Here is a 13,415-nt window from a genome sequence, read left to right as displayed (position 1 = left end):
TCTCGCTTCAGTTCAACAGCTTCTCGGCCGATTTGGTCACGAGCTGCGATCGCTTGCGCGCGCCTCGCTCGACGAAGAGCAGGCTCTGCCCGAAGATGAAGCAGTAGAACAGGAATGCCTGCGCGTCGGCTTCCTCCGCCGCTAGCCCGGTGGCGCGATAGAGTTCGGCAACGTGCTTGAGCCGCGCCGCATCGACGCTTGCGACCGCCGCCGCCGCGCTCTCGTCCGAACGGGCCCACTGCCGGATCGCAAGCTCGATCGCCATGCCGTCCGGGTTCAGCCGCTCGGAATAGAGCTGAATCACGGCCCTCAACCGCTCGCGAGGGGCTTGTCCGTCGAGGCTCGTCTGCTGCGCGATCGCCGCTGCGCGTCCCTCGCGCCAGCGCTCCAGCATGGCTTCGAGCAGCGCGGCACGGTCGGCGAAGCGGCGATAGAAGCCGCCCTTGGTGACGCCCAAATTCTTGGCGAGCACCTCGACCCGCACCCCCTCGATCCCCGCGCGCGCGAGCTCGGTAAACCCCGCCTCGACCCAGACATCGCCCTTGCCGTCGCTCATGAAGAAAGCCTCACCGGTTCTTGATACGGTGCCGTATTGCTAACGCGGAAGGAGGTTGATACGCTACCGTATCAACAATCCAAGGGTGGGAGCGATGGAACGGGAGGCGACCTATCGCGGCACGGTCTATCCGTGGCAGTGCGATCACGTCGGCCACATGAACATCATGTGGTATGTCGGCAAATTCGACGAGGCCAACTGGCAACTGTTCGCCCGGCTCGGGCTGACGCCGAGCTATCTGCGCAGTTCGGGCCGCGGCATGGCGGCGGTGCAGCAGAACATCACCTACAAGCGCGAGCTGCTCGCCGGCGATATCGTCGAGATCCGCAGTATCCTGCTGGAGGTCAGCGAAAAGTCGATCCGCTTGCGCCACGAGATGACCAATGCCGAGACCGGCGAGATCGCGGCGATCTGCGAGATCACCGGCGTGCACACGGACCGCAAGGCGCGCAAGTCCACACCGTTCGCGGATGCCATTCGTGAAACCGCGATGAGGCAGCTCGTCGAGCCGGCCGGGGCCTGAGCCATGGCTGCGTTCGAGCCGAAAAACCCGGGTTATCGCGCGGCGGCCGTCGCCATGTTCGACGGCCAGCCGGCGATGCGCACGCTCGGCATCGTGATCGTCCGCCTTGCGCCAGGCGAAGTCGAGCTGGCAATGCTATATTCGCCGGCCTTCACGCAGCAGAACGGTTTTGTCCATGCCGGCATCATCACCGCGGGCCTCGACAACGCCTGCGGCGTTGCCGCCTTCACTTTGATGCCGCGTGAAGCCGACATCGTCACCGTCGAGTTCAAGACCACATTACTCGCGCCCGCTCGCGGCGAGCGTTTCGTCTTCAAGGCCGAGGTCGTCAAGCCAGGCCGTACACTGACCTTCTGCGAGGCCAGGGCCTTTGCCGAGCACGAGGGCAAGACAACGTTGATCGCCACCATGACCGGCACGCTGATGGCAATGCTGCCGCGTGTTGCAGCTCCGCAGGTGCCGAGCACGATCCCCCGGCACGGCAATTGACAAGCCTGCCGGCGTATCCCCTGATGCGGACCGTCATGCTTGCGAGTCTCAGCCTCATCCTGCTCTGCCAGTTGATCGGCGAAGCCGTTGTGCGCGGCCTCAGACTGCCCTTGCCGGGACCCGTGCTCGGCCTGCTGCTGCTCCTGATCCTGCTGCTTGCGCGCGATCGTTTTGTGCTGCTCGCACGCGGGCCGCTGCTAAACGACGGCGTGGAGACGGCGAGCAAGGGGCTGCTGGCCCATCTCTCGCTGCTGTTCGTGCCGGCTGGCGTGGGCGTCGTGCAGAAGCTCGATCTGCTCGCATCTCACGGCATCGCCATCGTCCTGGTGCTCGCGCTCTCGGTGGTCGCGACCCTGCTCGCAACCGTGCTGACATTCCGCCTCGTCAGCCGCCTGCTCAGGCAGCAGGACGCGCGATGACGGACAATCCGTTTTCGCTCTGGGTCTATCTCTCGCAGTCGCCGCTGCTCTGGCTCACCGTGACGCTATTGGTCTATGCGAGCACGGATGCGGTGTCGCTGGCGACGCGGCGGCATCCGCTCGCCAATCCCGTGCTGCATGCGATGTGGATCATCGGCGCATTCCTGCTCGCCACCGGAACCTCCTACACGACCTATTTCGCCGGCGCGCAGTTCGTGCACTTCTTGCTCGGGCCCGCCACCGTCGCGCTCGCGGTGCCGCTCTATGAGAACCGCACGCGTGTGGTCGCCTCCATCGTGCCGATGCTGGTGGCGCTGGTCGTGGGCTCGGTCACGGCGGTGGTGTCGGTGGTGCTGCTGGCAGAGCTCGCTGGGCTGCCGCGCGACGTGGTGCTGTCGCTGGCGCCGAAATCGGTCACGGCCGGTGTCGCCATGGGCATCAGCGAATCCCTGCACGCCGATCCCTCGCTGACTGCCGTTTCCGTCATTCTCACCGGTATCATGGGCGCGATCATCGTGACGCCGCTGATGAACCGTACCGGTGTCACCGACTTCCGTGCCCGCGGGTTTGCCGCCGGCCTTGCCGCGCACGGCATCGGCACCGCGCGCGCTTTCCAGGTCGACGAGATCGCCGGCGTCTTCTCCGGTATCGCCATGAGCCTGAACGCGCTGGTGACCTCTTTCCTGGTGCCGCTGGCGGTCACGCTGCTGGTGCGGTGACATCGCCGCCGTGACACTCTATATGGTCTGTAACAATTTCCGGTTCTGAGCGTATCAAAGGCGATGGGACCGAAACGGGACGAGATATGACTGGATTCAGGAAGAGCGGCAGCCTTCTGCCGACGCGACGTGCGGCGCTGACACTGATTGGCGCCGGAGCTCTCGCAGCGGGCGGCATCACCGCGCCGCGCGCGGCCGCCGGCGATGACGAGGTGCTCAGCGAAGCCAAGGTGCTGCGCGATCCCGACGTTCCGGTCGCGGGCAATCCCGGCGGCAACATCACCATCGTCGAATGGTCCGATTACAACTGTCCCTATTGCCGCAAGCTCGAGCCCGAGCTGCGCCAGGTCATTCAGGACGACGGCAAGGTGCGGCTGGTCATGAAGGATTGGCCGATCCTCGGGCCGGTGTCGGTCGCGGCGGCACGGATCGCGCTCGCGGCAAGATTTCAGGACAAGTACCACCAGGCCCATGACGCCATGATGGGCGTCAGCTCGCGGCTGACCGAGCCGCGCATCAACGAACTTCTGGCGGGCGCCGGCGTCGACATGGACCGTCTCAAGCGCGATCTCACCGAACACGCCAAGGACATCGATGCCGTCCTCAAGCGCAACAACGAGCAGGCCGAAGCCTTCGGTTTCCGCGGCACCCCGGCCTTCATCGTCGGCAAGTACCGCGTGCCGGGCGTACTGAGCATGACCGAGTTCGAGCAGGTCATCGCCGACGCCCGCAAGGCCAAGATGAACTGACGCGCCATCATCGCTGATCATCGCCAATACAAGGGCGCCGCCGCGGATCGCGGCGGCGCCTTATTCATTGTCAGGCGAGGTTATTTCGACGAGATGCGGACCCAATCCTTGTGTGCGCGGTCGCGCAACGCGTCCCAATCGGCCTTCGCGACATCCCAGTTCACGATGGTGCGATGGGTGGTCGCGACCTCGCCATTGGCGACCGACGACGTCTGCATGGAGTCATAGACATAGACGCCGCAGGCGAGCAGCAGCGCACCCAAGATCATTCCGAAAAAAGTCTGCATAGCGAACCTCCGGTGACCGGCAATAACGTCGGCCCGGAGTGATGGTTCCGCGGCAGTGCGGCGCAGGTAAGGACGGGTTGTTCATGCCCCATTCAGCCATCGCAACAGCTCCGCGTTGATCTCGCGCGGATAGGTATGGCTGAGATCGTCGATCTCGCGATAGGTGACGTCCGCGCCGGCGGCCGAGAGCGCCGCCTGCGTCTGCCGCGCGGTCTGCACCGGAAACATCCAGTCGAGCTTGCCGTGGGTGATGAAGATCGGAAGGCCCTGCATGCGCGCGGCGTCGGCCGTTTCCGCCATCAACGGATGGAAGGTCGCGGACACCGACGCAAGATGTGTGAAGGGCGAAGCGCCCTCCAGCCCCGTGACGTAGCAGAAGGTGCCGCCGTCGCTCATGCCGGTCAGCAGCAGGCGCGAGGCATCGATGGTCCAGCGGCTGCGCACGGTCTCGAGGATGCGCATGAGGTTGGGCGTGTCGGTGTCATCGCCCATCAGTGCCCAGGTCTGGCCGCTTGCGGTCGGCGTCACCAGGATCGCGCCCAGGCTGCGGGCGTCGCGCAGCCAGCTCCACAGGAAACCGCGGCCGTTGCCGCTACCGCCATGCAGCGCCATCACCAGCGGCCAGGCGCGGTCGTGCCTGTAATATTCGGGCACATAGACCGAGAAGCCGCCACGGCTGCCGGGCTCGTTGTGATCATGGAAGATGCCGGTGTGCTCGCCCGCGTCCGATGCGAGCCGGGCCAGCAGGCTCTCGTCCTCGCGCCCGGCAGCGTTGAGGAAGAAGCTGCTTACCGGCGGAAACTGGGCCGCGAGCGGATAGAGCGCCTCCTGCGCGCGCGGGACGTGGCGCAGCGCGCGGAAGACCGCGACCAGGTCGCCGTTGCCGCGCTCGACATCGCGCAGCCCGGCGAAGGCGGCAAGTGTCTCGTCGCAGGCGCGATCCAGCTGGATACGGAGGCCGGCGAACTGCTCCGGCCACTCCCCGATCGCCGCGCGTGCCGCTTGCAGCGGCTCGTCGGGCGCGCCGATCGCGTTCATCACGGAGGCAAAGGCCGGCGGATGCAGGTTGCGCTGGAAGAAGCCGAGCGCTTCCAGTGCATTGAGCAAGGGCGGCAGCACGGCCAGGATGTCGTCGACCACGGCCTCGGTCATCGCCGCTTCCTCGGGCTTCAGGCTCAGTGCAGCTTGGGCGCCTTCAGGAGCTTGAAGCGGTCGGTCGACGTCACCGTCACGTCGAAGGTGACGCCCTCATGATGCACGGTGAGCGGCACATCGATGCCGGCGGCGCCGAGCGCCCACATCTTCTTGTAGAATGCCGTCTGGCTCGTGACCTTGTCGCCGTCCACCGCGAGGATGACGTCGCCGGTCTTGAGTTCGGCGCGGGCGGCCGGACCGTTGGCGGAAATCCCGATCACCACCACGCGGTTGTCGATCTCGGTGGAGTACAGCCCAAGCCACGGCCGCGCCGGCTTGTTGACGCGCCCGAATTTGCGCAGATCGTCGAGGATCGGGTTCAACAGGTCGATCGGCACGACCATGTTGACGTGCTCGGCCTTGCCGTCGCGCTCGCGCTCGAGCTGGAGCGAGCCGATGCCGATCAATTCGCCGCGCTCGTTGAGTAGCGCCGTGCCGCCCCAATTGGGATGGGCGGGATAGGTGAAGATGGCCTCGTCGAGCAGATATTCCCAGTAGCCGGCGAATTCCTGCCTGGCCACGATCTGGCTCGCGACCGACCGCGTACGTCCGCCGGCGCCGCCGACCACGACACGATCGCCAAGCCGGGTTGCCGCCGACGAGCCGAGCGGCAGCGGTTCGATGTCGAGCTGGCCGAGCGCCTGGACCAGGCCGAAGCCGGACTCGGCATCGAATCCGAGCGCGTGCCCTTCCACCACACGTCCGTCGCCGAGATGCAGCCACACCGATTCCGCTTCGGTGATGAGATAGCCGATGGTGAGCACCAGCCCGTCGTCGATCACGACGCCGTTGCCGGCGCGCTCGGTGCCCAGCGTCTCGGCGCTGAAGGCGTCCGGCGGTATGATGGCGTGCAGGCCGACGACTGAAGCGAGCGCACGGTCGAGATCGAAACCGTAATCGCTCGCACGCGGTTGATTGGCCGGCGGCACCCTCCATTCGGTCAAAGCGGGCATGGAGTTCTCCTGGCTGAGAGCATTGCTCCGCAAATTGCGGCGGACGATGCACGAAGCACGCATAATTTAGGCCGGAGAAGGCCGTCTTGAAAGCCTCGCTCCCAACTATTCCGGAGAACGACGTGTGAAATCTTCGAAAGGCGGAGGAACAGTTCGTGCCCGGTCGGCAGGCGGCTTCTATCCGGCATCGGCCGCATGGCTGCTGTTCGGCGAGGTGCTAGGCGGGGTGCAACGAAGCTGCTAACCATTGCCGCTTCGTTTGACCAAGAGATCACGGACCGAAGCAATGGATAACCGCAGCGACATCTGGCGTGGCATTGACACGATCAAGGCACGTTTCATCGACCTTAGCGACAAGGTCTGGGGTATGCCGGAGGTCTGCTACACCGAGGCGCGGTCCGCCGCCGAGCATCTCGCCGAGTTGCGGCATCAGGGCTTCCGTATCACCGAGAACGTCGCCGGCATTCCAACCGCGGTGATCGGCGAATGGGGCGAGGGCGGACCGGTCATTGCCTTCATGGGTGAATATGACGCGTTGCCGGGCCTCAGCCAGGAGGCGGGCGTCGCCGAGCATCGTCCGGTCGAGACCGGCGGCCATGGTCATGGCTGCGGTCATAATCTGCTCGGCTCCGCTGCGTTGCTCGCCGCAACCGCGGTGAAGGACTGGCTCGCCGAGAACAAGGTACCGGGCCGGGTGCGCTATTATGGCTGTCCGGCTGAAGAAGGCGGCGCGGCAAAGGCCTTCATGGTGCGCTCCGGTGCATTCGAAGACGCCGATATCGCCATCACCTGGCATCCGCACAGCTTCTGGGAAGTCGCGGTGACACCGTCGCTCGCCAACACCCGGGCTGACTTTATCTTCACCGGCCGCACCTCGCACGCCGCGGCCTCGCCGCATCTCGGCCGCTCCGCGCTCGATGCGGTGGAACTGATGAACGTCGGCGTCAACTACATGCGCGAGCACATGCCGAGCGACGCGCGCGTGCACTACGCGCTGCTCGATACCGGCGGCATCGCCCCCAACGTGGTGCAGGCCCATGCGCGGGTACGCTATTCCATTCGTGCCCGTGATCTGCCCGGCATGAACGAACTGGTTGGGCGCGTGAGCAAGATCGCAGAGGGCGCGGCGCTGATGACCGAGACCAAGGTGGAGATGAAGATCATCTCCGCGGTCTCCAACATCCTGCCGAATACCCCGCTGGAGCAAGCGCTGCACCGGGTTATGGAAGAGCTTGGACCGCCGCATTTCGACGACGCGGACAAGGGCTTCGCGACCCAGATCCGCGCGACGCTGACCGATAAGGACATCGAGTCGGTCTATTATGCGATCGGCATGGAGCCGACCGATCGGCCGCTGGCCGATTTCCTGGTGCCGCTCGATGCCAAGCGCAATCCGCTGGTAGGCTCGACCGACGTCGGCGATGTGAGCTGGGTGGTGCCGACCGTGCAGGTTCACGCACCCACGGTTGCAATCGGCACCCCGTTCCACACCTGGCAGGTGGTGGCGCAGGGCAAGAGCGCGCACGCCCACAAGGCCATGGTGCAGGCGGCCAAGGCGATGGCCGCAATCGGCATCAAGGCGCTCACGGAACCGGAGCTGATCGAGGCTGCGAAGGCGGACCTTGAGAGGCGGACGGCCAAGACACCCTATGTGTGCCCGTTGCCGGATCATGTCGCGCCGCCGCTGGACATGTCCGTGGCGTAGAATTTCGTCTCGATACTTCGTCTGATCCGGCGAACAAATTTTCCGCAGCGCAATGTGGATTCCGGCGTGTTTTGCCGCCGGATTGCCGAACGCTTGGGCTGCGGAACGCGCTTTTGCCCAACGGACAGCCAGAAGACCGTTTGCATACACACGGTCCCAGTTGACGGGCACCCTATTCGGTGTGCCATCTACCGCCAGCCAAACCCGGCGGTCGCACCTTGCGGCCGCCTGCATCCATTCGGGAACCAGACGGGGACAAACCATGCTGGATAAAAAACTGCGTTCGATGATCGGCGACGTGAAGGACGGGCGGATGGATCGCCGTGCCTTTATCCAGCGTCTGGCTGCCGTAGGCTTGACTGCTCCGCTGGCCAACCAGATTCTCGCGCTTGGCGGTGTCGCCATGGCGCAAAGCCCGGCGCCATACCCCCCGACCAAGCGTGGTGGCGGCGGTCCGCTCAAGCTGTTGTGGTGGCAGGGCCCAACCCTACTCAATCCGCATTTCGCCACCGGCACCAAGGATCAGGACGGCTCGCGCCTGTTCTACGAGCCGCTCGCGAGCTGGGACGCCGACGGCAATCTCAACCCGATCCTCGCGGCAGAAATTCCCTCGGTTGCGAATGGCGGTCTGGCCGCCGACGCCAAATCGGTGACCTGGAAAATCAAGCCCGGGGTCAAGTGGCATGATGGCAAGCCGCTCACCGCCGACGATTTTGTGTTCACCTGGCAATACGCCGCCGATCCCGCCACCGCCGCCGTATCCGTCAGCACCTATGGCGACATCACGGTCGAGAAAGTCAGCGATCTTTCGATTCGCGTCCTGTTCAAGACTCCCACGCCATTCTGGGCAAATGCCTTTGTCGGCGCCTACGGGTGCGTTCTGCCGAAGCACGTGTTCGCGGACTACAAGGGCGCGAAGTCCCGCGAGGCGCCGAACAATCTGTCGCCTGTCGGCACCGGTCCCTACAAATTCGTCGAGTTCAAGCCTGGCGACTTGATCCGCGGCGAGCTCAATCCCGACTACCACATGCCCAACCGTCCGTATTTCGACACGATCGAGATGAAGGGCGGCGGCGATGCCGTCTCTGCGGCACGCGCGGTGATCCAGACCGGCGAGTTTGACTTTGCCTGGAACATGCAGGTCGAAGATGACGTGCTGCTGCGCCTGGAGAAGGGCGGCAAGGGCAAGACCGTTTACGCCGTGGGCGGCGATATCGAGTTCATCGCGATCAACTTCACCGATCCCAACACCGAGGTCGATGGCGAGCGGTCTTCGATGAAGACCAAGCACCCGATCCTCTCGGATCCGAACGTGCGCAAGGCGCTTGCCCTGCTCGTCGACCGCGAGTCGGTCAAGAAGGCGATTTACGGGCGCGCCGGCCGCACCACCGCCAACTACCTCAACGGCCCAGAGAAGTTCGTCTCCAAGAACACCTCGTGGGAGTTCAGCATCGAGAAGGCCTCCAAGATGCTCGACGACGCCGGATGGAAAGTCGGAGCGGAGGGCATCCGCGAGAAGGACGGAAAGAAGCTGAAGCTTCTGTACCAGACCTCCACCAACGGTCCGCGCCAGAAGACTCAGGCCATCGTCAAGCAGGCCTGTCAGAAGGCCGGCATCGACGTGGAGCTGAAATCCGTTGTCGCCTCGGTGTTTTTCTCGTCGGATGTCGCCAACCCCGATACCTACCCCAAGTTCTATGCCGACATCGAGATGTTCCAGATCCCGATGACGCAACCCGATCCGTCCTTGCACATGCGCCGCTACATCTCCGCCAACGTGGCCGCCAAGGAGAACAAGTGGCAGGGCCAGAATTTCCCGCGCTACGTCAACAAGGACTATGATGCCGCCATTGCGGCGGCCGAGACCGAGACCGACCCCGTCAAACGAGCTACGCTCTACATCAAGTGCAACGACCTGTTGTGGCAGGACACGGTGTTCATTCCGGTGATGCATCGCCTGCTCGTGGACGCCTGCTCCAACACGGTGCGGCCGGCGCTCTCGGGTTGGGCGAACCGGACTGACAACATCCAGGACTGGTACCGGGAGGCGTGATCGCAGACCTAGACGGGGTTCTTCCCTATGAGTCAGTATGTCCTGCGTCGCCTCCTGATCGCGATTCCGAGCCTGCTCGCCATTTCGCTGGTGCTGTTCGTCGTACTGGCGCTCGCGCCGGGCGATCCGTTCTCGGAACTGGCAACGAACCCGAACGTCCCGCCCGAAGTGCAGGCCGCACTTCGGGCCAAGTTCGGGCTCGACGACCCGATCTACCTTCGCTACGTGCACTGGATCGCCGCCATGGCGCACGGCGATTGGGGTTTTTCGTTCGTCAGCCGGATGAACGTCGACACGCTCATCCTGCAGCGCCTGCCGACCACGCTCTATGTGATCGGCTCGGCGCAGATCCTGGCGCTGCTGATCGCGATTCCGGTCGGGGTCTATGCGGCGACGAAGCCCTATTCGCCGTTCGACCAGATCGCGAATACGCTCGCCTTCATCGGCTTCTCGCTGCCGACCTTCTTCACGGGCATCCTGTTCATCCTGATCTTCTCGGTCACGCTTGACTGGCTGCCGTTCGTCTATACGACCGACATCAAGGCGACCGGCATCCGCTGGGTGCTCGAGATGATCCGGCAGGCGATCATGCCGGTGGCGGTGCTCGGCCTATTCCAGGCGGCGTCGATGACGCGCTTCGTGCGGTCGGCAACGCTCGACGTGATCCGGCTCGACTACGTCACCACGGCGCGCGCCAAGGGCCTCGGCCAGGCCAAGGTCATCGTCAAGCACGTGATGCGCAACGCAATGATCCCGGTCGTCACGCTCATCGCGTTGCAGATGCCCGCCGTGTTCGGCGGCGCCATCGTCACCGAGCAGATCTTCCGCATTCCCGGCATCGGCTCGCTGCTGATCTCCTCGATCCTTTCCAACGACACGCCGGTGGTGATGGCCGTCACCTTCGTCTTCGCGTGCCTTGTGGTCCTGTTCAATCTCATCGCGGACGTCCTGTATGGCTGGCTTGACCCTCGCATCTCCCTCCGCTGAGCGGCGGGTCTACTCGCCCTGGCGCGAGACGTGGCGGCGCTATAGCCGCCACAAGCTTGCCGTGGTCAGTGCGTTCCTGCTCCTCGTCCTGATCCTGGCGGTGGTGCTCGGCCCCTTCGTCTGGCGGGTCAAGATCGACGACATCGATGTGGTGGCGGGCATGCAGGGGCCGTCGCTTGCCCACCCCTTCGGCACCGACGATCTCGGCCAGGATATCCTCGCCCGCATGATCTATGGCGGGCGGATCTCGCTCGCGGTCGGCCTGGCCGCGATGCTGGTCTCGGTCTTTATCGGTGTGCTGATCGGCGCGCTCGCCGGCATGTCGCGCGGTGCGCTCGGTCATGGGCTGATGTGGCTCACCGACCTGTTTTTATCGCTACCGCAATTGCCGCTGCTGCTGCTGCTCATCTATCTCTTCCGTGACGGGCTGAAGGTCGCATTCGGCCCCGAGGGCGGCATCTTCATCCTGATCGTGCTTGTCATCGGCGGCCTGCGCTGGATGCCGGTGGCGCGCCTCGTTCGCGCGCAGTTTCTTTCGATCCGCGAGAAGGAGTTCGTCGAAGCCGCGCGCGCGCTCGGCGCCAGTCCGGCGCGGCAGGTGGTGCGTCATATCCTGCCCAATGCGCTCGGCCCGGTGATCATCGCCGGCACCATCGATGTCGCCGCCGCCATCATCGCCGAATCGACCTTATCGTTCCTCGGCCTCGGCTTCCCGCCGGATACGCCGACCTGGGGACGGCTGCTGTACGACGCCAAGGACTTTCTCGACATCGGTCCGCACTGGGCGTTGTTTCCGGGCGGTGCGATCTTCATCGCGGTGGTCGCCATCAATTTCATCGGCGACGGCCTGCGTGACGCGCTCGATGCGCGACGGGTGATTTGATGGCGCCGCTGCTGCAGATCAAGGGCCTCAAGACCCACTTCTCCACCGACGACGGCATCTTGCAGGCCGTCGACGGCGTCGACATCTCCATCAACAGGGGCGAGACGCTGTGCGTCGTTGGCGAATCCGGCTGCGGCAAGACCGTCACCGCGATGTCGATCCTGAAGCTGATCGCGATGCCGCCGGGCCGCATCGCGGCGGGCGAGATCATCTTCGAGGGCCGCGATCTGGTGCCGCTGACCAGCAACCAGCTCGACGAGATCCGCGCCAAGGAAATCGGCTTCATCTTCCAGGAGCCGATGACCTCGCTCAATCCTGTGCTCACCATCGGCGAGCAGATCGCCGAGAGCCTGCGCCGCCACGAAGCCGTTACCAGGAAGCAGGCGCTCGAGCGCACCATCGAGATGCTGAAGCTGGTGCAGATCCCCAATGCCGAAGGCCGCGTGCACAACTATCCGCACCAGTTCTCCGGCGGCATGCGCCAGCGCGTGATGATCGCGATGGCGCTCGCCTGCAAGCCCAAGCTGATCATCGCCGACGAGCCGACCACCGCGCTCGACGTCACCATCCAGGCGCAGATCCTCGATCTGTTGCAGGACATGAAGGAGCGCTTCGGCATGGCGGTGATGCTGATCACCCATGCCATGGGTGTCGTCGCCGAGACCGCGCAGCGCGTCGTCGTGATGTATGCCGGCAAGGTGGTCGAGGAGGCGGGCGTCGACGAGCTGTTCGGCGATCCCCGCCATCCCTATACGCAGGGCCTGATCCGCTCGATCCCGCGCATCGACCTCGACGCCGAGCACAAGACGCGGCTGGAGGCGATCGGAGGATCGGTTCCGATCCTGATCAATCCACCGGTCGGCTGCCGTTTTGCCGCGCGCTGCCGCTTTGCCATGAGCGTCTGCACCGAGAAGGAGCCGCTCTTGCGCGAGATCGCGCCCGGCCACCGCATGGCCTGTCATCTGGGAGACGCGGCATGAGCGAGCCCTTGCTGCAGGTCTCCGGCCTGAAGAAGCATTTTCCCGTGCTCGGCGGCCTGCTGTCGCGCCAGGTCGGCAGCGTCTATGCGGTCGACGGCGTGTCGTTCTCGGTCAATCGCGGCGAGACGCTTGGCCTCGTCGGCGAATCCGGCTGCGGCAAGTCGACGACGGGGCGCTGCGTGCTGCGCCTGATCGAGCCGACCGACGGCGAGGTCACCTTCGACGGCCAGGACGTGCGCAAGCTCGGTGGCAACGATCTGCGCGCGATGCGGCGGAACATGCAGCTCGTGTTCCAGGATCCGTTCGCCTCTCTCAATCCGCGCATGACAGTCGGCGCCATCCTCGGCGAGGCGCTCGTCATCCATAAGCTCGGCTCATCGGCCAAGGAGCGTGAGGATCGCGTCGCGAGCCTGCTCGTGAAGGTCGGCCTCAAGGCCGAGCACATGCGCCGCTACCCGCACGAGTTCTCCGGCGGCCAGCGCCAACGCATCGTGATCGCCCGCGCCCTCGCGGTCGAGCCGAAACTGATCGTCTGCGACGAGCCGGTGTCCGCGCTCGACGTGTCGATCCAGGCGCAGGTCATCAATCTGCTGGAAGACCTTCAAGCCGAGCTGAACCTCACCTACCTCTTCGTCGCGCACGACCTCTCGGTGGTCGAGCACATCTCCGACCGCGTCGCGGTGATGTATCTCGGCCGTATCGTCGAGCTTGCCAAGGCCAGCGATCTCTACCGCAACCCGCAGCATCCCTATACCAAGGCGCTGCTCTCGGCCGTGCCGGTGCCGGATCCCAAGCTCAAGCGCAGCCGCATCCGACTCAAGGGCGACGTGCCGAGCCCGATGAAGCCGCCATCAGGTTGTCACTTTCACACCCGCTGTCCGATCGCCCAGCCGCGCTGTTCGGAGAGCGCGCCGGAGC

General features: G+C 64.8%; 15 protein-coding genes. 11 read left to right on the top strand and 4 right to left on the bottom strand.

The features are described 5' to 3' along the window. Positions 1-7: 7 nt before the first annotated feature. Positions 8-556, bottom strand: coding sequence for a TetR/AcrR family transcriptional regulator (locus tag GWG65_RS24975; RefSeq protein WP_275198214.1), 549 nt, complete (start codon positions 554-556; stop codon positions 8-10). 94 nt (positions 557-650) lie between these two features. Between GWG65_RS24975 and GWG65_RS24970 the strand changes: the two genes are divergently transcribed. The 5 genes from GWG65_RS24970 to GWG65_RS24950 all read left to right on the top strand — a co-directional run bounded on the left by GWG65_RS24970 (position 651) and on the right by GWG65_RS24950 (position 3,455). Then, a complete protein-coding gene (locus GWG65_RS24970; protein WP_275198213.1) occupies positions 651-1,079 on the top strand; it encodes an acyl-CoA thioesterase in 429 nt (142 codons plus the stop codon). A 3-nt stretch (positions 1,080-1,082) separates the two neighbouring features. Continuing rightward, positions 1,083-1,568 carry a PaaI family thioesterase gene (locus GWG65_RS24965; RefSeq protein WP_275198212.1) on the top strand — a complete coding sequence of 162 codons (486 nt, stop codon included), beginning with the start codon at positions 1,083-1,085 and terminating at the stop codon, positions 1,566-1,568. Between the two features lie 35 nt (positions 1,569-1,603). After that, positions 1,604-1,987 (top strand): CidA/LrgA family protein, encoded by a 384-nt coding sequence (locus GWG65_RS24960; protein ID WP_275198336.1) that lies wholly within the window; start codon positions 1,604-1,606, stop codon positions 1,985-1,987. Further along, positions 1,984-2,706 carry an LrgB family protein gene (locus GWG65_RS24955; protein WP_275198211.1) on the top strand — a complete coding sequence of 241 codons (723 nt, stop codon included), beginning with the start codon at positions 1,984-1,986 and terminating at the stop codon, positions 2,704-2,706. Before GWG65_RS24960 ends, GWG65_RS24955 begins: the two co-directional genes overlap by 4 nt. 86 nt (positions 2,707-2,792) lie before the next feature. After that, the gene (locus tag GWG65_RS24950; protein WP_275198210.1) at positions 2,793-3,455 is read left to right on the top strand and encodes a DsbA family protein; all 663 of its coding nucleotides are present in this window, start codon (positions 2,793-2,795) and stop codon (positions 3,453-3,455) included. A gap of 80 nt (positions 3,456-3,535) precedes the next feature. On the opposite strand, the gene GWG65_RS24945 is transcribed toward GWG65_RS24950, so the two are convergent. The 3 genes from GWG65_RS24945 to GWG65_RS24935 form a co-directional block, all read right to left on the bottom strand. Then, a complete protein-coding gene (locus GWG65_RS24945; protein WP_247388791.1) occupies positions 3,536-3,742 on the bottom strand; it encodes a hypothetical protein in 207 nt (68 codons plus the stop codon). A gap of 81 nt (positions 3,743-3,823) precedes the next feature. Next, a complete protein-coding gene (locus GWG65_RS24940) occupies positions 3,824-4,894 on the bottom strand; it encodes a dienelactone hydrolase family protein (protein WP_275198209.1) in 1,071 nt (356 codons plus the stop codon). Positions 4,895-4,917: 23 nt separating this feature from the next. Further along, entirely contained in the window at positions 4,918-5,889 is a 972-nt protein-coding gene (locus GWG65_RS24935) for a S1C family serine protease (RefSeq protein WP_275198208.1), read from the bottom strand. Positions 5,890-6,175: 286 nt separating this feature from the next. On the opposite strand from GWG65_RS24935, the gene GWG65_RS24930 reads away from it, so the two are divergent. The 6 genes from GWG65_RS24930 to GWG65_RS24905 all read left to right on the top strand — a co-directional run. After that, the gene (locus tag GWG65_RS24930) at positions 6,176-7,594 is read left to right on the top strand and encodes a M20 family metallopeptidase (RefSeq protein ID WP_148738290.1); all 1,419 of its coding nucleotides are present in this window, start codon (positions 6,176-6,178) and stop codon (positions 7,592-7,594) included. A gap of 262 nt (positions 7,595-7,856) precedes the next feature. Further along, positions 7,857-9,647 (top strand): peptide ABC transporter substrate-binding protein, encoded by a 1,791-nt coding sequence (locus GWG65_RS24925; protein WP_275198207.1) that lies wholly within the window; start codon positions 7,857-7,859, stop codon positions 9,645-9,647. 27 nt (positions 9,648-9,674) lie between these two features. After that, positions 9,675-10,634 carry an ABC transporter permease gene (locus GWG65_RS24920; protein WP_275198206.1) on the top strand — a complete coding sequence of 320 codons (960 nt, stop codon included), beginning with the start codon at positions 9,675-9,677 and terminating at the stop codon, positions 10,632-10,634. Next, positions 10,600-11,517, top strand: coding sequence for an ABC transporter permease (locus tag GWG65_RS24915; protein ID WP_275198205.1), 918 nt, complete (start codon positions 10,600-10,602; stop codon positions 11,515-11,517). The genes GWG65_RS24920 and GWG65_RS24915 overlap by 35 nt, the downstream gene beginning before the upstream one ends. Then, a complete protein-coding gene (locus GWG65_RS24910) occupies positions 11,517-12,497 on the top strand; it encodes an ABC transporter ATP-binding protein (protein WP_275198204.1) in 981 nt (326 codons plus the stop codon). Before GWG65_RS24915 ends, GWG65_RS24910 begins: the two co-directional genes overlap by 1 nt. Beyond that, positions 12,494-13,415: dipeptide ABC transporter ATP-binding protein (locus tag GWG65_RS24905; protein ID WP_275198203.1), on the top strand; the 922-nt coding region annotated here is incomplete at its 3' end. The genes GWG65_RS24910 and GWG65_RS24905, both read left to right, overlap by 4 nt.

It is taken from the genome of Bradyrhizobium sp. CSA207 (assembly GCF_029051685.1).
Classification (GTDB): domain Bacteria; phylum Pseudomonadota; class Alphaproteobacteria; order Rhizobiales; family Xanthobacteraceae; genus Bradyrhizobium.
The sequence above is the reverse complement of the archived record's forward strand: the minus strand, read 5'-3'. Positions and strand labels throughout refer to the sequence as shown.

Excerpts from the sequence above, each read along its gene's own strand:
- GWG65_RS24975 (WP_275198214.1), bottom strand. The coding sequence starts at position 556 with ATGAGCGACGGCAAGGGCGATGTCTGGGTCGAGGCGGGGTTTACCGAG.
- GWG65_RS24970 (WP_275198213.1), top strand. The coding sequence starts at position 651 with ATGGAACGGGAGGCGACCTATCGCGGCACGGTCTATCCGTGGCAGTGC.
- GWG65_RS24965 (WP_275198212.1), top strand. The coding sequence starts at position 1,083 with ATGGCTGCGTTCGAGCCGAAAAACCCGGGTTATCGCGCGGCGGCCGTC.
- GWG65_RS24960 (WP_275198336.1), top strand. The coding sequence starts at position 1,604 with ATGCTTGCGAGTCTCAGCCTCATCCTGCTCTGCCAGTTGATCGGCGAA.
- GWG65_RS24955 (WP_275198211.1), top strand. The coding sequence starts at position 1,984 with ATGACGGACAATCCGTTTTCGCTCTGGGTCTATCTCTCGCAGTCGCCG.
- GWG65_RS24950 (WP_275198210.1), top strand. The coding sequence starts at position 2,793 with ATGACTGGATTCAGGAAGAGCGGCAGCCTTCTGCCGACGCGACGTGCG.
- GWG65_RS24945 (WP_247388791.1), bottom strand. The coding sequence starts at position 3,742 with ATGCAGACTTTTTTCGGAATGATCTTGGGTGCGCTGCTGCTCGCCTGC.
- GWG65_RS24940 (WP_275198209.1), bottom strand. The coding sequence starts at position 4,894 with ATGACCGAGGCCGTGGTCGACGACATCCTGGCCGTGCTGCCGCCCTTG.
- GWG65_RS24935 (WP_275198208.1), bottom strand. The coding sequence starts at position 5,889 with ATGCCCGCTTTGACCGAATGGAGGGTGCCGCCGGCCAATCAACCGCGT.
- GWG65_RS24930 (WP_148738290.1), top strand. The coding sequence starts at position 6,176 with ATGGATAACCGCAGCGACATCTGGCGTGGCATTGACACGATCAAGGCA.
- GWG65_RS24925 (WP_275198207.1), top strand. The coding sequence starts at position 7,857 with ATGCTGGATAAAAAACTGCGTTCGATGATCGGCGACGTGAAGGACGGG.
- GWG65_RS24920 (WP_275198206.1), top strand. The coding sequence starts at position 9,675 with ATGAGTCAGTATGTCCTGCGTCGCCTCCTGATCGCGATTCCGAGCCTG.
- GWG65_RS24915 (WP_275198205.1), top strand. The coding sequence starts at position 10,600 with ATGGCTGGCTTGACCCTCGCATCTCCCTCCGCTGAGCGGCGGGTCTAC.
- GWG65_RS24910 (WP_275198204.1), top strand. The coding sequence starts at position 11,517 with ATGGCGCCGCTGCTGCAGATCAAGGGCCTCAAGACCCACTTCTCCACC.